Origin of the sequence: Streptomyces glomeratus, from assembly GCF_021462825.1 — a bacterium.
Taxonomy (GTDB): Bacteria; Actinomycetota; Actinomycetes; order Streptomycetales; family Streptomycetaceae; genus Streptomyces; species Streptomyces glomeratus.
Genome location: NZ_JAKEEB010000026.1, coordinates 13897 through 38006 on the forward strand (window position 1 = coordinate 13897; position 24110 = coordinate 38006).

The 24110-nt window shown below is 72.5% G+C and carries 17 protein-coding genes and 1 pseudogene; 10 read left to right on the forward strand and 8 right to left on the reverse strand.

Annotated features, from left to right (window positions below):
* The first annotated feature begins 160 nt into the window (after positions 1-160).
* On the forward strand, positions 161-1654 hold the full coding sequence (locus LZ604_RS25280; RefSeq protein ID WP_234517766.1) for a cellulose-binding domain-containing protein: 1494 nt from the start codon (positions 161-163) through the stop codon (positions 1652-1654).
* A 124-nt stretch (positions 1655-1778) separates the two neighbouring features.
* Here the strand turns inward: LZ604_RS25280 and LZ604_RS25285 are convergent, their stop codons facing one another.
* Both LZ604_RS25285 and LZ604_RS25290 read right to left on the reverse strand, forming a co-directional pair.
* The gene (locus tag LZ604_RS25285; protein ID WP_234517767.1) at positions 1779-3488 is read right to left on the reverse strand and encodes a DEAD/DEAH box helicase; all 1710 of its coding nucleotides are present in this window, start codon (positions 3486-3488) and stop codon (positions 1779-1781) included.
* Positions 3489-3576: 88 nt separating this feature from the next.
* Positions 3577-3780 (reverse strand): cold-shock protein, encoded by a 204-nt coding sequence (locus tag LZ604_RS25290; protein WP_023544341.1) that lies wholly within the window; start codon positions 3778-3780, stop codon positions 3577-3579.
* A 522-nt stretch (positions 3781-4302) separates the two neighbouring features.
* Here LZ604_RS25290 and rsgA point away from each other — a divergent pair.
* Complete coding sequence (gene rsgA, locus LZ604_RS25295; protein ID WP_234517768.1) at positions 4303-5412, forward strand: ribosome small subunit-dependent GTPase A; 1110 nt, start codon at positions 4303-4305, stop codon at positions 5410-5412.
* A 244-nt stretch (positions 5413-5656) separates the two neighbouring features.
* Positions 5657-6889 carry an SGNH/GDSL hydrolase family protein gene (locus LZ604_RS25300; protein WP_372482201.1) on the forward strand — a complete coding sequence of 411 codons (1233 nt, stop codon included), beginning with the start codon at positions 5657-5659 and terminating at the stop codon, positions 6887-6889.
* 22 nt (positions 6890-6911) lie between these two features.
* Here the strand turns inward: LZ604_RS25300 and LZ604_RS25305 are convergent, their stop codons facing one another.
* Complete coding sequence (locus LZ604_RS25305) at positions 6912-7961, reverse strand: helix-turn-helix transcriptional regulator (protein WP_234517769.1); 1050 nt, start codon at positions 7959-7961, stop codon at positions 6912-6914.
* A 378-nt stretch (positions 7962-8339) separates the two neighbouring features.
* On the opposite strand from LZ604_RS25305, the gene LZ604_RS25310 reads away from it, so the two are divergent.
* On the forward strand, positions 8340-10064 hold the full coding sequence (locus LZ604_RS25310; protein ID WP_234517770.1) for a protein phosphatase 2C domain-containing protein: 1725 nt from the start codon (positions 8340-8342) through the stop codon (positions 10062-10064).
* 53 nt (positions 10065-10117) lie between these two features.
* Positions 10118-11860, forward strand: a complete 1743-nt coding sequence (locus LZ604_RS25315; protein ID WP_234517771.1) for a pyruvate dehydrogenase — start codon at positions 10118-10120, stop codon at positions 11858-11860.
* A gap of 167 nt (positions 11861-12027) precedes the next feature.
* On the opposite strand, the gene LZ604_RS25320 is transcribed toward LZ604_RS25315, so the two are convergent.
* Positions 12028-12681 carry a hypothetical protein gene (locus tag LZ604_RS25320; protein ID WP_234517772.1) on the reverse strand — a complete coding sequence of 218 codons (654 nt, stop codon included), beginning with the start codon at positions 12679-12681 and terminating at the stop codon, positions 12028-12030.
* A 384-nt stretch (positions 12682-13065) separates the two neighbouring features.
* On the opposite strand from LZ604_RS25320, the gene LZ604_RS25325 reads away from it, so the two are divergent.
* Entirely contained in the window at positions 13066-13548 is a 483-nt protein-coding gene (locus tag LZ604_RS25325) for an ATP-binding protein (protein WP_234517773.1), read from the forward strand.
* Between the two features lie 56 nt (positions 13549-13604).
* Here the strand turns inward: LZ604_RS25325 and LZ604_RS25330 are convergent, their stop codons facing one another.
* Both LZ604_RS25330 and LZ604_RS36365 read right to left on the reverse strand, forming a co-directional pair.
* Entirely contained in the window at positions 13605-14648 is a 1044-nt protein-coding gene (locus LZ604_RS25330) for a DUF2637 domain-containing protein (protein WP_234517774.1), read from the reverse strand.
* 297 nt (positions 14649-14945) lie between these two features.
* A pseudogene (locus LZ604_RS36365) lies at positions 14946-15539 on the reverse strand (iron-sulfur protein); the annotation flags it as partial.
* Positions 15540-15696: 157 nt separating this feature from the next.
* Here LZ604_RS36365 and LZ604_RS25340 point away from each other — a divergent pair.
* Positions 15697-16608, forward strand: a complete 912-nt coding sequence (locus LZ604_RS25340; RefSeq protein ID WP_234517775.1) for a GntR family transcriptional regulator — start codon at positions 15697-15699, stop codon at positions 16606-16608.
* Positions 16609-17126: 518 nt separating this feature from the next.
* Here LZ604_RS25340 and LZ604_RS25345 read toward each other — a convergent pair.
* Both LZ604_RS25345 and LZ604_RS25350 read right to left on the reverse strand, forming a co-directional pair.
* Positions 17127-17915 (reverse strand): hypothetical protein, encoded by a 789-nt coding sequence (locus LZ604_RS25345; protein ID WP_234517776.1) that lies wholly within the window; start codon positions 17913-17915, stop codon positions 17127-17129.
* Positions 17916-18067: 152 nt separating this feature from the next.
* Positions 18068-19735 (reverse strand): PucR family transcriptional regulator, encoded by a 1668-nt coding sequence (locus LZ604_RS25350; protein ID WP_234517777.1) that lies wholly within the window; start codon positions 19733-19735, stop codon positions 18068-18070.
* A gap of 366 nt (positions 19736-20101) precedes the next feature.
* On the opposite strand from LZ604_RS25350, the gene LZ604_RS25355 reads away from it, so the two are divergent.
* Genes LZ604_RS25355 through LZ604_RS25365 form a run of 3 tightly spaced genes read left to right on the forward strand, consistent with a single transcriptional unit; the run spans position 20102 to position 23948 of the window.
* A complete protein-coding gene (locus LZ604_RS25355; protein ID WP_234517778.1) occupies positions 20102-20992 on the forward strand; it encodes an FAD binding domain-containing protein in 891 nt (296 codons plus the stop codon).
* A complete protein-coding gene (locus LZ604_RS25360) occupies positions 20992-21564 on the forward strand; it encodes a (2Fe-2S)-binding protein (RefSeq protein WP_234517779.1) in 573 nt (190 codons plus the stop codon). Before LZ604_RS25355 ends, LZ604_RS25360 begins: the two co-directional genes overlap by 1 nt.
* A 2-nt stretch (positions 21565-21566) precedes the next feature.
* Complete coding sequence (locus LZ604_RS25365) at positions 21567-23948, forward strand: xanthine dehydrogenase family protein molybdopterin-binding subunit (protein WP_234517780.1); 2382 nt, start codon at positions 21567-21569, stop codon at positions 23946-23948.
* Positions 23949-24110 lie beyond the last annotated feature (162 nt).

The window sequence follows — 24110 nt, forward strand, 5'->3', positions numbered from 1 at the left end:
GCGCCACCCCACCGCACTGCCGACCGTAATTGAATACGCCGCTTGTCAGTTGTGTGGGGGCCGTGAAAGGCTCTGGGCCTGTCGTGAGACGGCCTCCAACTCCCTTGTATGACGGGTGGGTTGGCTTTGCTTGTGGAAGCAGTTGATGCAGGAGCCCGCCATGCCCGACCTGCCGACCCCCCAGGACGCCGCCGAGGCGGCGCTGTTCTCGGAGTGCTGGGACGCGGTCCTGTCGTACGCCGACCTGTGCACCTCGGGTTCCGCTGCCGGCAGGCAACTGGCCACCGAGGCGTTCGGCCGCGGCATACACGAAGCACGCGAGGCCGAGGCCCAGGAGAGGATCACCGGGCGGCGCACCCCGCGGCTGCCCCGGATCCCGCTGCTGCTCACCGCGGTCCGCACCACCGCCGCGGCCTGGGAGGCCGAGGGCAAGGGACACCGGCTCGACCCGGACCTGCGGCTGTGGCTGAACTCGGAGAAGGCCGCACGGTACACCGGCCCGCCCCTGAAGCGCCCACTGGCCCTGCGGGGACTGAAGGACATGCAGGAGCCGGACGCGGCACTGCTGTGGCTGGCGGAAGTGGAGGCGCTGCCCCTGCCCGATGTGGCCCGGCGGCTCGGCCTGGACCCGGCCGCCGCCGAGCAGGAACTCGTGCAGGTGCGCGCGCTGTTCCGGGACCGTTGCCAGCGCAATCGTCTCGATTCGCCGATGGACCCCGAATGCCGCAGCTACGCCAGGCTCCTGGACGCCGTCACCCGCTCCCCGGACGCCGAGACACCGAAGGACGTCTCACGGCACCTCGCCACCTGTGTCGAGTGCGCGGAGGCCGCGGCCTGTCTGCGGCTGCACGACGGTGGCACGCCGGGCGCACTGGCGAGCGGGGTGATCGGCTGGGGAGGGCTCGCCTATCTCGAGCGGCGGCGCCGGGCCGCCGAAGCGGGACTGAGCGGCGGGCGCGCGGACGCGGGCACGGACCGGGGCATCGCGGTGGGCGCCGTGACGAGGCCCCGGATCGGCCGGGCCGGGATCCTGGCCGCGGCCGTGATCGTGTCCGCGCTGGCGCTGACGGTCCCGCTGATGCAGCTCGGCGACTCGGGTGAGCAGGTGAGCGCGAGCGGCGACCCGGCGGACGGGGCGATCGCCGTCTCGACGCCGTCCCCGCCGCCCCTCGGCACGACCGCGGGCCCCACCCGGACCAGCCGGCCGCCGACCTCGCGTCCGGCCGGCACGCCCGGTGCGACCGGGAACGGTGACTCCGACGCCGAACCACAGGGCAAGTCGACGAGCCCGGTGGCCGGCCCGTCCACGGCGTCGGCCCCCGTCTCGCGCACGCCGTCGACCTGCCGGGTCGCCTACCGCGTCGTCGACGAGTGGTCGGACGGCTTCCAGGCCACGGTCACGGTCACCTCGTCCCGGGCGCTCGACGACTGGAGCATCCGCTGGACCTTCGAGGACGGCCAGCGCATCACCCGGATGTGGGACGGCACCTTCACCCAGGACGGCTCCGAGGTCACCGTGAGGGCCGCCGACTACGACAAGAAGGTCGCCGCGAACGGCACCTTCGCCGTGGGGTTCATCGGCTCCTGGCACGACGGCAACGCCCGGCCGCGCGCCTTCACGGTGAACGGGGCCGGGTGCGCGGCGAGCGGCTGAGCCCAGGTTTCTGCGTACGGCATTCGAGACTGCTCGGCACGGAACAGCGGCCCTTCAGCCGCCCTCCCGTCGGCCGGCCGTACGGCGCCGCCACCTCACTACATGACCCCACTCCGGACAGGGCCTAGTCGGCCGCGGAGCGGCGACCGCCTCGGCGGTCGGAGCTGCGGCCGCCGGTGCTGGCGGCGCCGCTTCCGTCGGCCGCGGCGCGTCGGCCGGATCCACGGCCACCCTTGCCGGTCGCCGTGCCGGTCGCCGCTCGGCGGCTGGAGCTGCGGCCGCCCGCGCCGGCGGCATCACCCGTGGCCTTGTCGGCTGCCGCCCGGCGCGCGGACCGGCTCCTGCCGGTTTCGGAAGTGCCGCCGGCTGCTGCCGCCCCGGCCGTGGCCTGGCGGTCCGAGCGCCGGCCCCGCGTGCGGGTGGCGGCACCTGCCGCCGCCCCGGCCCCGCGGCCGCTTCGGCGGCGGCCGGACCGCCTGCCGGGCTCGGTGCCGCTGTCGCGGGCCGGGCGGGACGCCGTCGGTGTCGCCGGCTGCGGGACCTCGATGGTGACGGGCACGCCGGAAGGCTCGCGGGCGCCGGTGATGGTGGCCAGGTGCGCGTCGCTCGACTTGATGTGGGCCGTCCGGGGGCGGATGCCCGCGTCCGACATGAGCCGGGTGACGTCCCGTTTCTGGTCGGGCAGGACCAGTGTGACCACGCTGCCGGAGCCGCCGGCGCGGGCCGTGCGGCCGCCCCGGTGCAGGTAGTCCTTGTGGTCGGTGGGCGGATCGACGTTCACGACGAGGTCGAGGTCGTCGATGTGTATGCCCCGGGCGGCGACGTTCGTCGCCACCAGCGCGGTGACCTGGCCGTTCTTGAACTGGTCCAGGGTGCGGTTCCGCTGTGGCTGGGAACGGCCTCCGTGCAGTGCCGCTGCGCGGACACCGACGGCCAGGAGCCGCTTGGTGAGACGGTCGGCAGACCTCTTGGTGTCGAGGAAGAGGATGACCCGGCCGTCACGGGCCGCGATGCGCGTGGTGACGGCTTTCTTGTCGGTCTCGTCCTGGACGTGGAGCACGTGGTGCTCCATGGTGGCGACCGCCCCCGCGGACGGGTCCACGGAGTGCACCACGGGGTCGGTCAGGAACCGCTGCACCAGGCGGTCGATGTTGCGGTCCAGGGTGGCCGAGAAGAGCATGCGCTGTCCGTCGGGCCGCACTTTCTGGATCAGCTTGGTGATCTGCGGCAGGAATCCCATGTCGGTCATCTGGTCGGCTTCGTCCAGCACCGTGATGCGTACGCTTCCGAGCAGGCAGTCCCCGCGTTCCACGAGGTCGTTGAGCCTGCCGGGAGTCGCCACGAGCACCTCGGCGCCGCGCCGGAGCGCTTCCGCCTGCTTGGTGATCGACAGCCCGCCGACCACCGTGGCCAGCCGGAGGTTCACGGCCGTCGCGTAGGGGGTCAGCGCGTCCGCCACCTGCTGGGCGAGTTCCCGGGTGGGCACCAGCACGAGGGCGAGGGGTGCCCTGGGTTCCGCGCGCAGTCCGGCCGTGCGGGCCAGGAGCGCCAGCCCGAACGCGAGGGTCTTGCCGGAGCCGGTGCGTCCTCGTCCCAGCAGGTCGCGGCCGGCGAGCGAGTTGGGCAGCGTGGCGGCCTGGATGGGGAACGGGGTGGTGACACCTTGCGCGGTGAGGGTCTTCAGCAGCCCCGCAGGCATGTCAAGCCTGGTGAAGTCCTCGACGGCGGGAAGCGCGGGTGTCGTGCTTTCCGGCAGCCGGAATTCCGTCGGTGACGACGCGGACGGTGGGGGTGACGAGGCGCGCCGGTTCGGCTTCTGGGACCTGCGGGACATTACGGCTTTTTGCCTTCCTGGAAACAGCACAAACCGGGGTCCGCACCATTTCGGTGCGGACCCCGGCGAGTGGATACGCGTCCGGCGATCAGGCGGGGACGATGTTCTCCGCCTGCGGGCCCTTCTGGCCCTGCGTGACGTCGAAGGAGACCCGCTGGCCCTCCTGGAGCTCACGGAAGCCCTGCGTCGCGATGTTCGAGTAGTGCGCGAAGACGTCGGGGCCGCCGCCGTCCTGCTGGATGAAGCCGAAACCCTTTTCGGCGTTGAACCACTTCACGGTTCCCTGTGCCATGACATTCTCCTTGTATAGGCAGAGGCCCCATCCGGAGACGCCGGAAAAACAAATAATGCGCCTGAAGGAGAAACATTCCCGTCAGGCGCACATAGGTTCATGGGTACCACAACTGCAACACCAAGACCGTACCACAGCTCGACGGCCGGTGTGGATCACCCTGAGTGGCGGCTCGGGCGCGAGGCCGGTCGGGTGGAGCGCGACGGCGACGGCCGGCACCGCCGGCATGTGCATACGGCGCGTGCACCATCTCCACGAGCGCGTCCGCCGGGCCGGGCGGGCGCAGGAGCATAAACCGGTGGCACTCGGGTGTGTGCCGTTCTAGGGTGAGGGCTGCTTCGTACGGCGGCCGCGGTGGCCGCTGTCGACCGAGTGAGGAAAGGGAGGTGTGACCGATGGCTGTCTCTGTGATGGGCGCTGCCCGCAATCAGAAGATCATTCACTCCACCTCCGTGGCCTCCGGCTGACCTTTCACAGCGCACATCCGCGCGGAGCCGGGGCCGCCCTTGTGAAGGGTTTCCCTTGAACCGCTCTTCTCTCTCGGTGTCTTCGGCTTCCTCGCACCCTCTCGCCGTGTACGGCTGGGACACGGGCTGGGAGGCCGGGTTCGCGCCGTACGCCGAACAGGGGCTCCTGCCCGGCCGTGTCGTCCGCGTCGACCGCGGCCAGTGCGACGTGATGACCGCCGACGGGGTGCTCCGTGCCGACACCGCCTTCGTCACCCCGCACGACCCCCTCCGGGTCGTGTGCACCGGCGACTGGGTCGCCGTCGACCCCGCGGGCAACCCCCGCTATGCACGGACGTGTCTGCCCCGCCGCACCGCCTTCGTGCGCTCCACGTCCTCCAAGCGGTCCGAGGGGCAGATCCTCGCGGCCAACGTCGACCATGCGGTCATCGCCGTCTCGCTCGCCGCGGAGCTGGACCTCGCCCGGGCCGAACGCTTCCTCGCGCTGGCCTGGGAGTCGGGAGCGCAGCCGGTCGTGGTGCTCACCAAGGCCGATCTGGTGCCGGACCCGGTGACGCTCTCGTACCTCGTCCAGGACGTGGAGAAGTCCGCGCCCGGGGTTCCGGTGCTGCCGGTCAGCGCGCGGCTGGGCGAGGGACTCGACTCCCTCCGTGCCGTCCTGTCCGGCGGCACGGCCGTACTGCTCGGGCAGTCCGGCGCCGGGAAGTCGACCCTCGCCAACGCGCTGCTCGGCGAGGACGTCATGACCGTCCAGGCCACCCGGGACGTCGACGGCAAGGGCCGCCACACCACCACCACGCGCAATCTCCTCCTTCTGCCGGGCGGGGGAGTCGTCATCGACACCCCCGGGCTGCGCGGGGTCGGGCTCTGGGACGCCGGCACCGGTGTGGGCCAGGTGTTCTCCGAGATCGAGGAACTGGCCGCGCAGTGCCGTTTCCACGACTGCGCGCACGGCACGGAACCCGGATGCGCGGTGCGTGCCGCGCTCGAGGCCGGGGAACTGCCCGAGCGACGGCTGGACAGCTACCGCAAGCTGCTGCGGGAGAACCAGCGGATCGTCGCCAAGACGGATGCCAGGGTGCGTGCCGAGCTGCGACGCGAGTGGAAACGGAGGGGGGCCGAGGGGAAGGCGGCGATGGACGCCAAGCGGGGGCGCCGGGGCTAGAAGGTGTCCGGCCGGGCTCGGGGCCCCGCCTCCGGGCCCGGCCGGGGCGGCCCTTCGACCGGCCCCAGGCTCTTGTTCGGGCCCCGGCGCACCGGAAGCCGGAACGCCGGGCACGAGCCGTCCGGGTGACCGGGCCGACTCCGAACGGGTGACGGTGTGTTACCCCGCCGACGTGTCCCGGGAAGACATCGAGCGCTTCCCGGTCCCGTGCCCGGGGCCACCGGCGCGGAGAGGGCGTGTCCGTATGATCCACCTGCCTCGGGTGACCGGGACCCGACGCCACCGCCTCGCCGTTCTGGTGCTCACCGTCCTGTCGACCGCGGCCACCCTCCCGGGCGCCGTCGGCCGGGCCGAGACGGCACCGCAATGGACCGGCACCTGGGAGGCCGCCGCCTCCGGCACCGCCCCCGCCCTGCCTGGCGCCTCGATCCGCAACGTCGTGCACATCAGCGTCGGCGGCAGCGTCGTCCGGATCCGCCTCTCCAACCGACTGGGCACCGCCCCGCTCCGCCTCGACGCCGTGACCGTCGCGTTGCAGCGGGCGCACGACCCCGCCAGTCCCGAGGCGGTGCCCGGCTCCCTGCGCACCGCCACCTTCGCCGGCGCCACCTCCGTGACCGTCCCGCCCGAACAGGACGTGGTCACCGACGCCGTCCCCCTCGCCGTACCGGCGGACGCCAACCTCCTGGTCACCGTGCACACCTCCACCGACTGCGGCCCGGCGACCTATCACCGCACCGCCCTGCAGGCCGGTTTCCTCGCCAGGAACGGCAACCACGCGGCCGACCCCGGTGCCACCGCGTACACGGGCAGGATGTCCCACTGGTACTACCTGACCGGCGTCGACGTGCTGCGTCCGGTCGCCCCCGGCAGTGTCGTCGCGCTCGGCGACTCCCTCACCGACGGCAACGGATCCTCGTACGGCACCAACCACCGCTGGCCCGACCTGCTTTCCCGGCGGCTGCGCGGACTGCCCGCCGAGCGGCGGCCCGGCGTCCTGAACGCGGGGATCTCCGGCAACCGCCTGCTGCGCGACGGGGTCGGCCCGAGCGCACTGAGCCGTCTCGACGCGGACGTCTTCTCCCGCACCGGAGTGCGCACCCTGATCGTCCTGGAGGGCGTCAACGACCTCAAGGGCACGCCGCCCGAGACCGATCCGGGCGCCTTCGTGCGCGCGTACCGCCGGATCGTGGCCCGCGCCCACGCCCATGGCATCCGTGTCGTCGGCGCCACTCTCACACCATTCGGCGGCCACGGGAGCTGGACGCCGGCGCGCGAGGGCCTCCGCCACGAGATCAATGCCCTCATCCGCGGCGGACTCTTCGACGGCGTGGTGGACTTGGACAGGGCCGTTCGCGACCCCGGTCGCCCCGATCGCATCCGTCCGGCCTACGACCCGGGTGACCACCTCCACTTCAACGACATGGGCATGAAGGCGCTCGCCGACGCGGTCTATCCGGCGGTGCCGACCCGGTGACGGACACTCAGGTGAGCATTACTCAGCGGAATTCCGTGCCGTTCGGCGTGATCGGCGTGATCGGCGTGATCGGCGTGAGTTCCGGCGTCGGCCGGTGCCGCGCCACCCAGCCGCGTTCGTAGGCCTGCCAGCCGAGTTGCAGCCGCGTCGTCACCCCCGTCAGCTCCATCAGCCGCTTCACCCGGCGCTGTACGGTCCGCAGACCCAGGTCGAGCTGCTTGGCGACGCTCGCGTCGGTGAGCCCCGCGAGCAGCAGCGACAGGACCTCCAGGTCGGTTCCGTCGGGGCCGTTCGGTGCCTGCTCGGTGGCTCCGGAGGCGCCGAGGCGCAGTGGCAGTGCGTCCCGCCACACCGACTCGAACAGACCGGACAGCAGCTCCAGCAGTCCGCTCGCGTGGACCACCAGCGCGGCCGGCTCCGCGGTGCGCGCGGTGAGCGGAACCATGGCAAGTGTTCGGTCGGCGACCACCAGCTTCGTCGGCACCGAGTCGGCGACCCGCACCTGCTCGTCACGGCTCAGCGCGGCGGTCAGCTCGTCGATGCCGTCGGGACGGTCGAGCACCGCCCGCTCGACGACCACCCGGTAGCGGACACCGCGGGCGGCGGTCTGTTCCTCCGCGTCGTTCTCCGTTCCCGTCACGGCGACCGGCGTTCCGGTGACAAGGGCGCACAGCTCCTCGGTCGCGCCGAGCTGGAGCTGGAGGAAGCGCTGACTGACCGCGGCCGCTCCGATCACCACCTCGACCAGATCGTGGACCGCGGGCTCGGAGGCCGCCGCCCGGTACTCCTCGGCCAGCAGCGCGGCCGCCAACTCGGCCTGCTCCAGCTCGTGCCGCTGCTGGGTGAGCAGCGCGCCCAGCGCCACCCCGGGCGGCGCGGCCACCCAGCGTCCCGGCCGGGCCGACGACTGGGCCGCGAGGCCGTGCCGCTCCAGGCGGCGCAGGAGACGCTCGGTGTCCCGCTCGCCGAGTACCAGCCGGCGCGCCAGATCGGGCACGTCGGCGGCGCCCACCGACACCAGCGCCCGGTACGCGCACTCGTGCGTCTCGTCCAGCCCTATCGCTGCCAGCATCAGCCGTCGTCCCTCCCCTGAGACAAGGTCCCGCGGTGCGGTGCGTGGCGGAAAGCGGCCACGGCGCAAACCCGCCTCGGAACATCATCGCCGTACCGCCGCTTGCTCTGCCAAGGTGGCGCCACCGAAGCGGCACTCGCCGCCGGTCGTCGCGTACGACGGTCCGGCGGTGACGGCGGAACCTCGGGAAGACGGCCCATCACTCCGGCGCCGCCGGGCGGTCCCCCTGGGGGGATCGTCCGGTGGCTCGTCGCAACCGCGCCGGCTTCGCATCACTGTTCGAGGTATCGTCCGACACGCCGTCGGGGAGCCGGTGAGGCGGCCGGATTTTCCCGATGCCCCGTTTTCATACGCCCCGTACGGTGGACAATTGGGGGCATGAGCCAGCAGGGGGAGAGGGCCACCGGCCACGAGGACGACTGGTGGGGGCAGTTGTACGACGACTCCACCGGGGACACGGGAGGGGCCCCCGCGGCCGACAGCCTCGACGACCGCTTCGCCTCCGCGGTGGGCGCGGTCGGCCGGGGAGCCTCCGCGGAGGACCCGCCGCGCGATGACGGACCCGCGCCGTCCGGGGGATCCGGTTCCGGCCGCCCCGCCGCTTCCTCGGCGAACGCCGCCCCATCGGCGCCCGGGGAGGCCGTCGCTCCGCCCGGCTCTGGGAAGGCCGTCGCTCCCCCCGGCTCTGGGGAGGCCATCGCTCCGCCCGGGCCCGCAGAGGCCCCGCGGTCCGCCGGGCCGCGTCCTGGGCCCCTGCCGTGGGACCCCCCGTCCGCCCGTCCGCAGGGCCCGGTGACCTTCCCGCTCGGTCCGAACCCGCCGGGATTCCCCGCGGCGGCCCCTCTCGCGGGGACCCCGGCGCAGCCGTCGCCCGCCACGGTTCCGCCCCCGGACCGCCCTCACGCCTCCGCACCACCGCCCCCCGGCCGCTCTCCGGCCGAGGCGCCGCCGCTCCCGGACCACTCCCCGGCCCACCTGCCGCCCCCGCCCGACGCACCGCCACCTCCCGGCCGTCCGCCGGCCGTGCCCACCGACTCCGTGCCGCCCGGAGCCGCTCCCGTGGCCGCACCCCCGCCGCCCGGCGACGCCCCGTCCCCTGCCCGTCCGCCCGCGCAGGGCGCCGTCCCCCGCACCCCGCGCCCGGTCGACTACGTCGGCTCCGGCCCGCCCACCTACGACGCCGAGCCCACCACCCTCCCGCTCGCCGACCCGGACGCACTCGACGATCTGGTGCCCGACACCGTGCTGGACGGGGCGCGTTACGGAGCCCTGACGCTGCGCGCGGCCTCCGTGCGCGGTGACTCGGCGCGCTTCAGGGGCGAGCCACGCCGGGACTGCCTGCTCACCGCCCGCTTCGGCACCGGCGACCAGGCCCTCGTCCTCGTCGCCATGGCGACCGGCGCCCGGGGCACCCCCGGGGCGCACCGGGCCGCCGCCCAGGTGTGCCGGTGGATCGGGCGGGCCGTCGGTCGCAGCCACGTCCTTCTCGGCGAGGACATCCGGGCCGGCCGGCGCGGCGACCTCAAGTCGGGCCTGCACCGGCTCACCGACCGCAGCCTCGGCAAGCTCCGCGCGAGCGCCGCCGAACAGGGCGTCGACCCCGACGAGTACACCGCCACCCTGCGCTGTCTGCTGCTGCCCGCCGACCCGGCCTGCCGCACACGGGTGTTCTTCGGCGTCGGCGAGGGCGGCCTGTTCCGGCTGCGCGGCGGGGAATGGCAGGACATCGAGCCCCGTGTCACCGAGACGGCGGGCGAGCCGGTGGTCGGGTTCGGCTCGCCGCCGTCCGAGACCCCCGAGGGCGACCGCCTCACCATGGACCTCGGCATCACCACACCCCCGAGCCCCTACGAGCCGGCACCGGAACCGCCCAAGGACCCGTTCCGCTTCCGCGCCTCCATCGCCCGCCCGGGTGACACGCTCCTGCTGTGCACCGGCGGCCTGGCGGACCCGCTGCGCGGCGAACCGCAGCTCGCCGAGCATCTGACGGTTCGCTGGTCGGCGGGCGGAGCACCGGCTCTCACCGCGTTCCTCGCGGACACCCGGGTGAGGGTGAAGGGCTACGCCGACGACCGTACGGCGGCAGCCGTTTGGGAGGCGTGATCGCGGGCGCTGTGGATTGATGGATCCAAGGAGACCGAAGGGTGCATGGATCCATGGCCAAGCAGAACATCGCCGACCAGTTCGTCGACATCCTCGCCCGGGCGGGAGTCAAACGCCTGTACGGGGTGGTCGGCGACAGCCTCAATCCGATCGTGGACGCGGTCCGCCGCAACTCCGCCCTCGACTGGGTCCATGTGCGGCACGAGGAGACCGCCGCCTTCGCGGCGGGCGCCGAGGCGCAGATCACCGGAAAGCTGACCGCCTGCGCGGGTTCCTGCGGCCCCGGCAATCTGCATCTCATCAACGGCCTGTACGACGCCCACCGCTCCATGGCCCCGGTCCTTGCCCTCGCCTCCCACATCCCGTCCGGGGAGATCGGTCTGGGCTACTTCCAGGAGACGCACCCGGACCGTCTGTTCAGCGAGTGCAGCCACTACAGCGAGCTGATCTCCAACCCGAAGCAGATGCCCCGCCTGCTGCAGACGGCGATCCAGAACGCGGTCGGCCGCAGCGGCGTCAGCGTCGTCTCGCTCCCCGGCGACATCGCCGACCAGCCTGCGCCCGAGCGGTCGGCCCAGACCGCCCTCGTCACCGCCCGGCCCACGGTGCGTCCCGGCGACGCCGAGATCGAGCGGCTGGCGGCCATGATCGACGAGGCGGAGAAGGTCACCCTCTTCTGCGGCAGCGGCACGCGTGGCGCGCACGCCGAGGTCATGGAGTTCGCGGGGAAGATCAAGGCCCCGGTGGGACACGCCCTGCGCGGCAAGGAGTGGATCCAGTACGACAACCCGTACGACGTCGGGATGAGCGGCCTGCTCGGTTACGGCGCCGCGTACGAGGCCACCCACGAGTGCGACCTGCTGATCCTGCTGGGCACCGACTTCCCGTACAACGCCTTCCTGCCGGACGACGTGCTGATCGCCCAGATCGATGTGCGCCCGGAGAACCTGGGCCGCCGCTCCAGGCTCGACCTCGCGGTGTGGGGTGATGTGAAGGAGACCCTGCGCTGTCTCGTCCCGCGGGTGCGGGAGAAGGAGGACCGGCGCTTCCTGGACAAGATGCTGAGGAAGCACGCGGACGCGCTCGAAGGAGTGGTGAAGGCGTACACCCGCAGGGTCGACAAGCACATCCCGATCCACCCCGAATACGTGGCCTCGGTGCTGGACGAGATCGCCGCCGACGACGCGGTCTTCACCGTCGACACCGGGATGTGCAACGTCTGGGCCGCGCGGTACATCTCCCCGAACGGCCGCCGCCGCATCATCGGCTCCTTCTCCCACGGCTCGATGGCGAACGCGCTGCCGATGGCGATCGGGGCGCAGTTCACCGACCGTGGGCGGCAGATCGTGTCGATGTCCGGTGACGGTGGGTTCTCCATGCTGATGGGAGACTTCCTGACCCTCGTGCAGTACGACCTGCCGGTGAAGGTGGTGCTGTTCAACAACTCCTCGCTCGGCATGGTGGAGCTGGAGATGATGGTCGCCGGACTCCCGGCGTACGGCACCAGTGCCAAGAACCCCGACTTCGCGGCGGTGGCCGAGGCGTGCGGGGCGTACGGCGTGCGGGTCGAGAAGCCCAAGCAGCTCGCGGGTGCCCTGAAGGACGCCTTCCGGCACAAGGGGCCGGCGCTGGTGGACATCGTCACCGACCCGAACGCCCTGTCGATCCCGCCCAGGATCAGCCGGGAGATGGTGACGGGGTTCGCGCTCTCCGCCTCGAAGATCGTGCTGGACGGCGGCGTCGGACGCATGGTCCAGATGGCCCGGTCGAACCTCCGCAACGTACCCCGTCCCTAGCCTCGCACGGTCACGAGGCGGCCTGCGCCGCTCCCCGGCGGGGTTGGTCATGCTCCGGCCCGCCCGGCGGCGGCCTGGGCCGAGCGGCTCACCGAGCACCTCCCGTGAGCCACGGCGATCCGCGGGCACGCGCCGAGCGGATCGAGCCGGACAGAGGCTAGAGGGTGCTACACCGCTGTGGCCTGGATGTCCCGGTGCATATGGTCCATCAGCTCACCCATGTCACCGATCTTGGGGTCGAGTTCCCCGGCGCGCGGCGCGACGTGGCGGAGCCAGTCCACGGTGGCCAGCCCGAGCGCGGCGGCCTCTTCTGTCCGGCCGTCGCCGAGCAGTTCCTCGATCTTGAAGGCAATACCGCCGAGGGTCTCGTCGTCCGTTTCCGGTACCAGGTAACCCTTGAGGCCCGGTGGATAGGGTGTCCGCTCCCGGGATTCGCGTAGCGCCGTGACGACCGCGGAATTCTCGCTGTACTGATCGAGGAGTCCCATGACGACGTACAGCCGTGCCACCAGCTGTGGCAGGCCCACGTGCCGGTCCAGCCAGGCCATCAGCTCGCGCTGACCCCCCAGATGGTCGGTGACCTGCGTCATCGCCTCGGTGAGCGTGTTGGACAGGACCCAGTGGAACGGCAGGAGCCGCGCGACCTGGTCGGCGAGCGCGGCTTCACCTTGGGGATCCAGTGTGCCGGCGGCGAAGTTGCCGACCAGCGCGGGGTCCAGCCCGAAATGCGAGGGTGCCGACCGGTCTTGTGAGCTGCGTGACGCGTGGCGGCGCAGACGCAGGAGCTCGTCGACGATTTTGCTCAGCGGTTTCTCGTGCACGGGTCCTCCCAGCACGCCATCACTTCATTGCTCGCCTCAATTCCCAGGGTATTTGTTTCCGGCCGCCGGGCGCTCAGGGAGGCCGGCGCCCGACCCCGGGAACAGGGTCCGTGTGGCGGGCTGCCGGTCGGGCGGTGACGCTGGCGGCAGCGGCGGCCCGGGGTCCGCTGGGACCCCGGAATCATCCGTCGGATCGCCGATGAGCGTGAATTCGTCGTTCGGTTTCATTTTGTAGGAGTTCCGGGCCCGGATCCGGCGCTGATCCTCATGGAGTCCGACGGTTGTTGATGATTTGACAGGACTGGCGCCTGCCGGATGGGGCATGGATTCCTCTGACGGGTTCGGTCAGGAGGGGGACCGGCGACCACATACGGGGCGGGGGTCATGAAGAGGCGAGCACGAGGAGGCGGTCCCGCGACCATCGGGGCCTTCTCGGCGAAGAAGACGGGGGAAACGGCCGACGGTGCGACGGACCGCGCAGCGTGCCCCCAGCTCAGCCGCAGGCTGGGACGGGCGGACTTACGGGCGGTGCCCGAGGTGCGCAGAGCATTGCGGGAACTGCTGACGCACTGGGGGAAGCCGGGACGATCCGAGATAGCCGAACTGCTCACCAGCGAACTGGTCACCAACGCGCTCGTCCACACCGACCGAGACGCGGTCCTGACGGCAACCGTCTCACCCGGCGGACTGCATGTGGAGGTACGGGACTTCGTGCGGCGCAGACCCCATGTCCGGATGCCTACCACCGACGACGGTACGCACGGCAGGGGCCTGGTCCTCGTGCAGTCCCTCGCGGACGCATGGGGCGTACGGGCGCACGGGGTGGGGAAGGCGGTGTGGTTCGATCTCGACGCGGAGGCCGCCTGACACCGGAAGGGGGCGCGGCGTGGTGCCGCGCCCCCTTCCGGTGAAGACGTCCGGTCTCAGCCGAACTGCTGTTCAAGGTCCTTGAGCTTGCGCTCCAGGGAGTCCAGCCGCGGCAGGGCCATGGTGTCGTCCTCCGCGGTGAGATCGACCCGGATCGGGTCAGCGGAGGAGTTCCGGACGGGCTGGAGCGAGGGACGGCTGGCCGAGGGCAGCTCCGCCGCGGGTAGGGCAGGCTCCGCAGGGACCGGTGCGGACGCCCGTTCCACGGTGGGCACGTCCACCTGGCGTCCGCCGTTGCCGCCGCTCAGCGCGTGGTGCCCCCGGCTGAGCGCCTTGAGCTGAGCACGCTCCATGCGCTGCTGCTCGCGACGGCGGGCCCGGTTCTGGTCCTTCTGGCGCCGGTCCTCGCGGACCTCCTCGACGGCCTCGTCCAGGCTCCGCACGCCCTCCAGCAGCATCAGCGACCAGGCCCTGTACGTCTCGCGCGGAGCCCGCAGCCAGCGCACAATGCGGATCTGCGGCAGCGGACGCGGCACCAGGCCCTGCTCGCGCAGTGCGGCGCGGCGGGTCTGCTTCAGCGCACGGTCGAAGAGCACCGCGGCCGACAGCGACATGCCCGCGAAGAACTGCGGCGCGCCCGCGTGGTCGATACCCCTGGGCGCGTGCACCCAGTTGAACCAGGCGGAGGCCGCCGCGAACGTCCACACGAGGATCCGGGAGCCGAGCGCCGCGTCGCCGTGGCTGGCCTCGCGCACCGCGAGCACGGAGCAGAACATGGCCGCGCCGTCCAGGCCGAACGGGACCAGGTACTCCCAGCCGCCCGTGAGGCCGAGGTTCTGCTGGCCGAAGCCGACCAGGCCGTGGAAGGAGAGCGCCGCGGCGACGGCGGCGCAGCAGAAGAGCAATACGTAGGAGGCCGTGGCGTAGATGGCCTCCTTGCGCCTGCGGCGCTCCTCGGCGCGCTCCCACGAGTCGTCCGCGCTCGCGTTCTCCCCGGAGGAGCGCTTTCCGCGCGCGAGCACCGCCACCGCCGCCACCGCGCCCAGGAGCAGTACGGCGCCCGGGAGCAGCCAGTTCAGCGATATGTCGGTCAGTCTCATCTGGGGTCCCTTGCATTGGGATAGGGCGTAACGCCCGCCATAGTGGACCAATCCCAGCGGCCCTCAGGGGGTTTCGGGGCAAGAGGCCGCCAAGGAAGTGCAAGGGAATGCCCGAGGCGGCGTTCTGCTCGAACTGCCGCTTGAGGGGCGGGAGTTGAGTTCGATTAAGACTACCCGGACGGATGGTTCCACGGAAAGTTCCCGCGACGGGTGAGGAAGTTGTGAAACACCTGGGATCCGGGGTGGGCTTTCGGCCGAGTGGATCTTACGGCACGCGGGTGGTCCGGGCCGCCGGAGTCAGGGTGGCCCGTGCCGCTGAAGCTCCGTCAATTCAAGACACTCGCTGCCAGCTTGGCCACGTCCCTTGGCGTCACCGGTGCGCGGGCGGGTGACGCAGGTGTCCTCGGGCCGCAGGGTGCAGAAGAGGCGGCAGCCGGCGCGGTCCCGGGTGGGCGGCGGCGCACCACCCGGACCGGCCTGTTCAGGGAACGCGGCCGAGCCTGCGTACGGCGTCGTGGCGCCCGGCGGCAGCAGTTCCGGCTCGCGCACCGCGCACTGCGCGCCGCTCCTAGCCGAGCGGACGGGCGACGTACCACAGGCTCTCGACGACCCCGTCCGTCGCCATGCCCCACAGGGCCCGCCCCGCGGCGCCGCATGCGCGGTCCGAAAACGCGGCGGACGAGGATGCGCTGCGGGCCGAGGTGCGGGCGACCGTGGCCGAGCACCCGCGAGCACCGGCTCCAGACCCGGGCCCCGGGCAGTGCGACCGCCGGATCGCCCGGCAGGCATGCGCACGCGCCGGTCCGCACCGCCATACGGCCGAGGCCGCGGTGGAAGGCCGCCTGCTCCGGGAAGGCGGGGCACTCGGCGTAGCGGGAACCAGCATACGGAACCGCCGTTTCACAAGCCTTTCCAGGTAAGGCTTGCCTTACCGAAGATGGAGGACGGGGGAACCGGAGCGTAAGGTGCCTAAGGTGCTATACGAGCGGTAACGGCCCCACGGGGGTCCCGCACGCTGCCCAGCACCGCCAGGACCGGAGGAGGACCCGTGGAGCAGGCCCGTTCGCGCCGTGCGGAGGGCTCCGCCGAGACGTGTGCGGCGGACGCCCGGACGGAGGCCGCCCGAGTGCCGCCGCGGCCCGGATCGGGGGACGAGGTCCGCGAGCGGGCCGCCGCCACCGGCTCCACACGCGGCGAGCACACCCACAGCGAGGCGCCCATCCCGCGCCCGCGTCTGGAGGAGGGGCCTCTGGGCGAGCGGTCCGTCCGCGGGGAGCGGCCCGGAGCGGGACAGGGTCCCTTCGGCGGGGTGCCGTCCGGGAACGGGGGGCGTGCCGTCGTTCAGCGGGCCTCCGTCCGCGGCCAGATCCTGGACGCCCTGCGCACCGCGCTGGTCGAGGGGAAGCTCACGCCCGGCGAGGTGTACTCGGCACCCGTGCTCGCCGAGCGGTTCGGGGTGTCCGCGACCCCCGTACGCGAGGCGATGCAGCAACTCGCGCTTGAGGGCGCCGTCGAGGTCGTACCCAACCGCGGCTTCCGTGTCGCCGTCCGCGGCGCCCGCGAACTGGCCGAACTCGCCGAGATCCGGGCACTGATCGAGGTCCCCGTGATGCTGCGACTCGCCCGCACCGTGCCCGCCGAACGCTGGGCGGAACTGCGCCCGCTGGCCGAGGCGACGGTCCGGGCCGCGTCCTCCGGGTGCCGGGCCGCATACGCCGAGTCCGACCGTGCCTTCCATCGCGCGGTGCTCGCCCTGGCGGGCAACGAGCAACTGGTGCGGATCGCGGAGGACCTGCACCGCCGCGCCCAGTGGCCGCTCGTCGGCGGCCCCGCCACGCGCGACTGCGCCGACCTGCTCGCCGACGCTGCCGAGCACACGGCCCTTCTCGACGCACTGGCCGCCCAGGACCTGGTGGTGGTGCAGTCACTGGTGCGGGAGCACTTCGCCGGGGCGGTCTGAGACGCACGTACGCCCGGCTAGACCGGCCTGTACCGTGGAGCGGACGCCATGGAGCGGACGCCATGGAGCGGACGCCATGGAGCGGACGCCATGGAGCGGACGCCATGGAGCGGACGCCATGGAGCGGACGCCATGGAGCGGACGCCATGGAGGGAACCGCTCCGGGGGCCGTCGCGTGCTGCCCGGTGAGGGACGACCGCCGTCCCACGGGGGTGAGCGACGATGAGGTCCGAAACGGGGCGGCAGGCCGGGTGGCGGCGTCGGAGGCGACTCGGCGGCAGGAGCGCCGGTGCGTGTCCGGACGGTGCCGGCCCGAAGCGGTGGGTGCCCGCCGTGGACGGAGCCGGTGGACCGCTGGCGTTCGCCGCGCTCGTCGTCGTCGCCGTCCTCGCCGGCCGCGATCCCGAATTCCGCGCCGCCGTATGGACGTTCGTCAGGGGTCTGTGACGGACGGGCCGTCACCCCCCGGGGGGTGACGGCCGCCGGGGAGAAGCCACCGCCGCCCGCCCGCCCGGTCCCTACGAAGCGGCCGGTCCCGCCGCCGGTGTCACCGGTGCCAACTGCCGTGCAAGCCACGTCGGTACCCCGCCCAGGAGGCGGAACAGCCGGCCCGCCTCGGCCCGCAGCCGGGAGGCGTCCGGCTCCGCCTCCGCGTCCGCGAGGGACGCCAGCGCCGGGGCCGTACCGACGAGGTAGCCCAGCTCCTCGCGGATCCGCAGCGATTCCGTGAAGCCGTGCCGTGCCTCCGCCACCTCGCCGTCGCGCAGGGCGAGTCCGGCCAGATGCCGCCAGGTGAAGGAGAGCAGCAGCGCGTCCCCGTGCGCGGAGGCGCCCGCGTGGGCGCGCCGGTACGCGGCACGGGCCGCCTGCGGGGAGCGGGCGAGGTTCTCGGCGAGGAGTCCGCGCCGGAAGTCCAGCAGTGCCCGGCCCGGGGCGCCGGGCGGGATCAGCGCCGCGGCCCGGCCGAGGGCGGCCCGCGCCTCGTCCGCCCGGTCCCGTACGCCGTGCAGCGTGGCCGCGTACGCCAGTTGCCCGCGCTCACAGGCGGCGGCGCCGCGCTCCTCGTCGCCGTGGGCCTGTGCCTCGGCCGTACGCAGCGCGTCCTCGGCCTCTTCCCAGCCCTGCTCCGTGTACAGGCACCGCTCGACGAGCAGCGAGGCCCGCTGGAGCGACGCCTCGGCCGTCTCCGGTGGCAGAAGGGCTGCCGCGTCGGCCCAGCAGGCGCGTGAGCGCAGCCGCCACACCGCGGTCTGGAGCGGATCGTCGCCTGCGGTCGTTCCGGTACCGGACATGGCGGTATGCGCCACGTTGCCCTCCCCGAGCACGCCATTGAGCTGTTGAGTGGTGGCGGCATTCCAGCATCAATCGCGGTACCGGGCCAAGGGGGTGGGTGAAGGATTTCACAAAGTCGTGGGACACCGGGGGCGGTCGGTGTCACCGGTGCCCCAGCGCCGTGACCTCAGCTCATGCGCAACGCGAGGAAGAAATCGAGCTTGTCCTCCAGCCGTGAGAGGTCACGGCTCGTCAACTGCTCGATACGCCCTACCCGGTATCGCAGCGTGTTGACGTGCAGGTGCAGGCGGGTCGCGCAGCGGGTCCAGGAGCCGTCGCACTCCAGGAACGCCTCCAGGGTCGGGATCAGCTCGGCGCGGTGCCGGCGGTCGTAGTCGCGCAGCGGGTCCAGGAGGCGGGCCGTGAAGGCGCGCCGCACGTCGTCCGGGACGAACGGCAGCAGCAGCACGTGCGAGGCCAGTTCCTGGTGGCCGGCCGCGCAGACCCGGCCGGGGCGGGCGGCGGCCACCCGGCGGGCGTGCCGCGCCTCCTCCAGGGCGCCGCGCAGCCCCTCGGCCGAGTGCACCGCGGCGCTGACGCCCAGCGTGAGCCGCCCGTCGTCGTCGAGCCCCGCGGACAGCGGCTCCCGCACGGCCTCCAGCAGGGTGTCGGCGAGGATGCCCGGCTCGGGCCCGTCGTGCTCCGTGGACACCGCGGGCAGCGGGACGAGCGCGATCGCCTCGTCGTCCGTGTGGGCCACCGCGATCCGGTCGGAGTGCTCGGGGCCGGCCGACACCGGGGGCACCAGGATCTCCTCGAGCAGCGACTGGGCGACCGGGCCGCCCTCGATCTCGCCGCCGTCCCACTCGACCCGGGCCACGACGACCTGCCACAGCGGGGCCGCGCCCAGTCCGGGCAGCAGCACGGGCGCTGCGACCCGCAGCCGGGCCGCGATCTCGGCGGGCGCGGCCCCCGTCTGCACCAGCTCCAGCACCTCCTGGGCGAGCCGCCGCCGCACGCTGCGGGCCGCGTCCCGGCGGTCCCGTTCCACCGCTATCAGCTGGGTGACGCCCTGGAGCAGATCGAGCCGCTCCGCGGGCCAGTCCCCGGCGTCCGCCTCGACGGCGAGCACCCAGTCGGACAGCACCGTCTCTCGCCCGTCCTGTGCGGCGCTCCCCGAGCGGCCTTGGCTGCCGCGGACCGGAAAGAGCGAGTACGCCGTCGTACCGACCGTCACCCGGTGCGGACCCCGGCGGCCGGTGCGCGCCGCCGTCAGATGTTCCGCGGCCAGCTCGGCACACACATCCGCGGCGAGCCCCGGAGCAGGGCCCGCGATCGGCCGGCCGGTGGGGGAGAGCACCCAGGCCCGCAGGTCCAGGTCGGAGCCGAGCAGGTCCAGGACGACGTCCGGGCCGCCGCCCGCCGGACCCGAGGTCATCATCCGCCGGTGCCGGTCCACCACTGCCGCCAGGTCCCCGGCCCGCTCGCCGGAGACCTGGCGCACCACGTGCTCGGTGATCGTGGCGAACGCCACGGACTCGTGCACGGCGAACAGCGGCAGCCGGTGCCGGGCGCAGGCCACGATCAGATCGTCCGGGATGTCGCCCAGCTCCGCCTCGCCCGCGGCCAGCGCGGCGACGCCCGCGCCCGCGAGAATGCGGACGAAGGGTTCGGAGTCCGCGGCGTCGTGCCGCCACGCCAGGCCCGTGAGGACCAGTTCACCGCCGGAGAGATAGCGGCTCGGGTCCTTGAGGTCCGTCGTCATCACACCGCGCACGGTGCGGTCCAGCTCGTCCTCGCCGCCGAGCAGCCGCAGCCCCAGCGCGTCGGTGTTGAGCAGTGCGCGCAGCCGCATGTCTCGTCGCCGCCGTTCTTGTCCGGAAATCCACGTTCGGTCAGGGTGAGAACCCGGCGGGCGGGTCCTCGGGCAGTGCCCAGGGCGTTGTCCTGGGCTTACGGAGGCCGCGCTCGCGATTCCCCCCGGGCCGGTGCCGTGTTTCCAGAGGAAAATGGAGAGGTTACAGACGGCCTCTGTTCATATGAATCTACAAGATGGTCGCCCTGGCCAGCCAACTCCTTCATGGTTTCGGTGACTGACCGCGGCGACGAGCCGAACGGTGTACTGAGTCCACCCCGCGTGAACAGGACATAAACGAGCCGGGCCCGCCGCACCGATCCGGCTCGATCCCCACGCCCCACGAGACGAAGAAGAGAGCCGTTCATGGACTTCCTTCGCCCCGCAACATGGGAGGAGGCGCTCGCCGCCAAGGCGGAGCACCCCACCGCCGTGCCCATTGCGGGTGGCACCGATGTGATGGTCGAGATCAACTTCGACCACCGCCGGCCCGAGTACCTGATGGACCTGAACCGCATCGGCGAACTCCACGAGTGGGAGACGGAAGACGACAGTGTGCGGCTCGGCGCCTCGGTCCCGTACTCGAAGATCATGGAGCGGCTGCGGACCGAACTGCCGGGCCTGGCTCTCGCCTCCCACACCGTCGCCTCTCCGCAGATCCGCAACCGCGGCGGCGTCGGCGGCAACCTCGGTACCGCCTCCCCGGCCGGCGACGCCCATCCCGCCCTGCTCGCGGCCGGCGCCGAGGTCGAGGTCGCGTCGGTGCGCGGCACCCGGCTGATCCCGATCGACGACTTCTACACCGGCGTGAAGCGCAACGCGCTCGCCCCGGACGAGCTGATCAGGGCCGTCCGCGTGAAGAAGGCCGACGGGCCGCAGCAGTACGCGAAGGTCGGCACCCGCAACGCGATGGTGATCGCGGTGTGCGCCTTCGGTCTCGCCCTGCACCCCGAGACCCGCACGGTCCGCACCGGTATCGGCTCCGCCGCCCCGACTCCGGTCCGGGCCCGGGCCGCGGAGGAATTCCTGAACGCCGCGCTCGAGGAGGGCGGCTTCTGGGACAACGGCAGGATCATCACCCCGTCGCTCGCCCGGCAGTTCGCGGAACTGTGCGCGGCCGCGTGCAACCCGATCGACGACGTCCGGGGCACCGCGACCTACCGCCGCCACGCGGTCGGTGTCCTGGCCCGCCGCACTCTGACCTGGACCTGGGAGTCGTACCGCGGCTCCGCCCGCACCTCGAAGGGAGCTGCGTGATGCGTGTCAGCTTCACGGTGAACGGACGTCCGCAGGAAGCCGACGACGTGTGGGAGGGCGAGAGCCTGCTGTACGTCCTGCGCGAGCGGCTGGGCCTGCCCGGTTCCAAGAACGCCTGCGAGCAGGGTGAGTGCGGGTCGTGCACGGTCCGGCTGGACGGCGTGCCGGTGTGTTCCTGTCTGGTGGCCGCGGGGCAGGCCGAGGGCCGCGAGGTCGTGACGGTCGAGGGCCTCGCGGAGTACGCCAAGGAGCGCGCCTGCACCACAGGCGCCTGCGGCACCTCCCTCGACGAGGCCAGGCGCTGGGCGGCCAAGGGCACCGACTCGCAGACCGGCGAGGGCGTCGAGCTGTCCCCGGTCCAGCAGGCGTTCATCGACGCGGGCGCGGTCCAGTGCGGCTTCTGCACCCCGGGTCTGCTGGTCGCCGCCGACGAGATGCTGGAGCGCAACCGCAACCCCACCGACGCGGACATCCGCGAGGCGCTCTCCGGCAACCTGTGCCGCTGCACGGGCTACGAGAAGATCATGGATGCGGTCCGCCTTGCGGCCGCCCGGCAGTCCGAGGGGGTCTGAGGATGCCGAACGGCGCTCCCACCAAGATCACGCAGGGCTCGTGGACCAAGGGCGGCATCGGAGAGTCCACGCTCCGCCCGGACGGCACCCTCAAGGTCACCGGCGAGTTCGCGTACTCGTCCGACATGTGGCACGAGGACATGCTCTGGGGGCAGATCCTGCGCTCCACGGTCGCACACGCGGAGATCGTCTCCATCGACACGAGCGAGGCCCTCGCCACGCCCGGCGTGTACGCGGTCATGACGTACGACGACCTGCCGACCGAGGTGAGGACGTACGGCCTGGAGATCCAGGACACGCCGGTCCTCGCGCACGGCAAGGTGCGCCATCACGGCGAGCCCGTCGCGATCGTCGCTGCCGACCACCCGGAGACCGCACGCCGCGCGGCCGCCAAGATCAAGGTCGAGTACCGCGAGCTGCCGGTCATCACCGACGAGGCGTCCGCGACCGCCCCGGACGCGATCCTGATCCACGAGAACCGTACGGATCACCACTGCGGCCACGTCCCGCACCCGAACATCGTCCACCGCCAGCCGATCGTCCGCGGTGACGTCGCCGAGGCACGCCGGCGGGCCGATGTGATCGTCGAGGGCGAGTACCACTTCGGGATGCAGGACCAGGCGTTCCTCGGCCCCGAGTCCGGTCTCGCCGTGCCCGCGGAGGACGGCGGCGTCGACCTCTACGTCGCCACCCAGTGGCTGCACGCGGACCTTCGCCAGATCGCGCCCGTGCTGGGCCTGCCGGAGGACAAGGTCCGGATGACCCTGGCGGGCGTCGGCGGCGCCTTCGGCGGCCGTGAGGACCTGTCGATGCAGATCCACGCCTGTCTGCTCGCCCTGCGCACCGGCAAGCCGGTCAAGATCGTGTACAACCGGTTCGAGTCCTTCTTCGGGCACGTCCACCGCCACCCCGCGAAGCTGTACTACGAGCACGGGGCCACGAAGGACGGCAAGCTGACCCACGTCAAGTGCCGGATCGTCCTGGACGGCGGCGCATACGCCTCCTCCTCCCCGGCCGTGGTCGGCAACGCGTCCTCGCTCGGGGTGGGCCCGTACGTCGTGGACGACGTCGACATCGAGGCCATCGCCCTCTACACCAACAACCCGCCCTGCGGCGCCATGCGCGGCTTCGGCGCGGTCCAGGCGTGCTTCGCCTACGAGGCCCAGATGGACAAGACGGCCGAGAAACTCGGCATGGACCCGGTGGAGTTCCGCCGGCTGAACGCGATGTCCCAGGGCGCGGTCATGCCGACCGGGCAGGTCGTCGACTCCCCGGCGCCGGTCGCGGAGCTGCTGCGCCGCGTCAAGGCCAGGCCCATGCCGCCCGAGCGCCAGTGGGAGAGCTCCGAGGGCGCGGACGTACGGCAGCTGCCGGGCGGACTGTCCAACACCACGCACGGCGAGGGTGTCGTCCGCGGCGTCGGCTATGCGGTCGGCATCAAGAACGTCGGCTTCTCCGAGGGCTTCGACGACTACTCCACCGCCAAGGTGCGCATGGAGGTGGTGGCCGGGGAGGCCGTCGCCACCGTGCACACGGCCATGGCGGAGGTCGGCCAGGGCGGCATCACCGTCCACGCGCAGATCGCCCGTACCGAGCTCGGTATCGGCCGGGTGACGATCCATCCGGCGGACACACAGGTCGGATCGGCGGGTTCGACGTCCGCCTCCCGCCAGACCTACGTCACCGGAGGCGCCGTCAGACACGCCTGCGAGCTGGTCCGCGAGCAGGTCCTGGAGATCGGGCGCCGCAGGTTCGGCTCGTACCATCCCGCCTGGGCGACGGCCGAACTGCTCCTGGAGGGCGGCAAGGTCGTCACCGACGGCGGCGAGGTGCTCGCCGACCTGGTGGACGTCCTGGGCGACGAGGTCGTCGAGATCGAGCGGGAGTGGCGGCACCGGCCGACCGAGCCCTTCGACCTGCGCACCGGCCAGGGCAACGGGCACGTCCAGTACTCCTTCGCCGCGCACCGCGCCGTGGTGGAGGTGGACACCGAGCTGGGCCTGGTGAAGGTCGTCGAACTGGCCTGCGCCCAGGACGTCGGCAAGGCGCTCAACCCGCTGTCCGTCGTCGGCCAGATCCAGGGCGGCACCACCCAGGGCCTGGGTATCGCGGTCATGGAGGAGATCGTCGTCGACCCCAGGACCGCGAAGGTGCGGAACCCCTCCTTCACGGACTATCTGATCCCCACCATCCTCGACACGCCGACCATCCCCGTCGACGTGCTCGAACTCGCCGACGACCACGCCCCGTACGGGCTGCGCGGCATCGGCGAGGCACCCACCCTGTCGTCCACTCCGGCGGTCCTCGCGGCGATCCGCAACGCCACGGGTCTGGAGCTCAACAGGACGCCGGTGCGGCCCGAACACCTCACGGGCATGGCGTAATCCGCGGCACCCCGCGGCCGGGCGACAGCTCCACCCACGGCCACCCCGGCGCCGGGCCGAAGTCCAGTACCACCCAGCGTCTCGGGCCGTCCCCCGGGTCGTGCAGATCCCAAATCCCGCCCTCGCCGAAGGCATGGGCGGGTGCCCCTGTGAACCTTGGGA

What these genes read in the sequence shown, in the direction of transcription:
- LZ604_RS25280 (WP_234517766.1), top strand. Translation starts at nt 161, where the DNA reads ATGCCCGACCTGCCGACCCCCCAGGACGCCGCCGAGGCGGCGCTGTTC.
- LZ604_RS25285 (WP_234517767.1), bottom strand. Translation starts at nt 3,488, where the DNA reads ATGTCCCGCAGGTCCCAGAAGCCGAACCGGCGCGCCTCGTCACCCCCA.
- LZ604_RS25290 (WP_023544341.1), bottom strand. Translation starts at nt 3,780, where the DNA reads ATGGCACAGGGAACCGTGAAGTGGTTCAACGCCGAAAAGGGTTTCGGC.
- LZ604_RS25300 (WP_372482201.1), top strand. Translation starts at nt 5,657, where the DNA reads ATGATCCACCTGCCTCGGGTGACCGGGACCCGACGCCACCGCCTCGCC.
- LZ604_RS25305 (WP_234517769.1), bottom strand. Translation starts at nt 7,961, where the DNA reads ATGCTGGCAGCGATAGGGCTGGACGAGACGCACGAGTGCGCGTACCGG.
- LZ604_RS25310 (WP_234517770.1), top strand. Translation starts at nt 8,340, where the DNA reads ATGAGCCAGCAGGGGGAGAGGGCCACCGGCCACGAGGACGACTGGTGG.
- LZ604_RS25315 (WP_234517771.1), top strand. Translation starts at nt 10,118, where the DNA reads ATGGCCAAGCAGAACATCGCCGACCAGTTCGTCGACATCCTCGCCCGG.
- LZ604_RS25325 (WP_234517773.1), top strand. Translation starts at nt 13,066, where the DNA reads ATGAAGAGGCGAGCACGAGGAGGCGGTCCCGCGACCATCGGGGCCTTC.
- LZ604_RS25330 (WP_234517774.1), bottom strand. Translation starts at nt 14,648, where the DNA reads ATGAGACTGACCGACATATCGCTGAACTGGCTGCTCCCGGGCGCCGTA.
- LZ604_RS25350 (WP_234517777.1), bottom strand. Translation starts at nt 19,735, where the DNA reads ATGCGGCTGCGCGCACTGCTCAACACCGACGCGCTGGGGCTGCGGCTG.
- LZ604_RS25355 (WP_234517778.1), top strand. Translation starts at nt 20,102, where the DNA reads ATGGACTTCCTTCGCCCCGCAACATGGGAGGAGGCGCTCGCCGCCAAG.
- LZ604_RS25360 (WP_234517779.1), top strand. Translation starts at nt 20,992, where the DNA reads ATGCGTGTCAGCTTCACGGTGAACGGACGTCCGCAGGAAGCCGACGAC.
- LZ604_RS25365 (WP_234517780.1), top strand. Translation starts at nt 21,567, where the DNA reads ATGCCGAACGGCGCTCCCACCAAGATCACGCAGGGCTCGTGGACCAAG.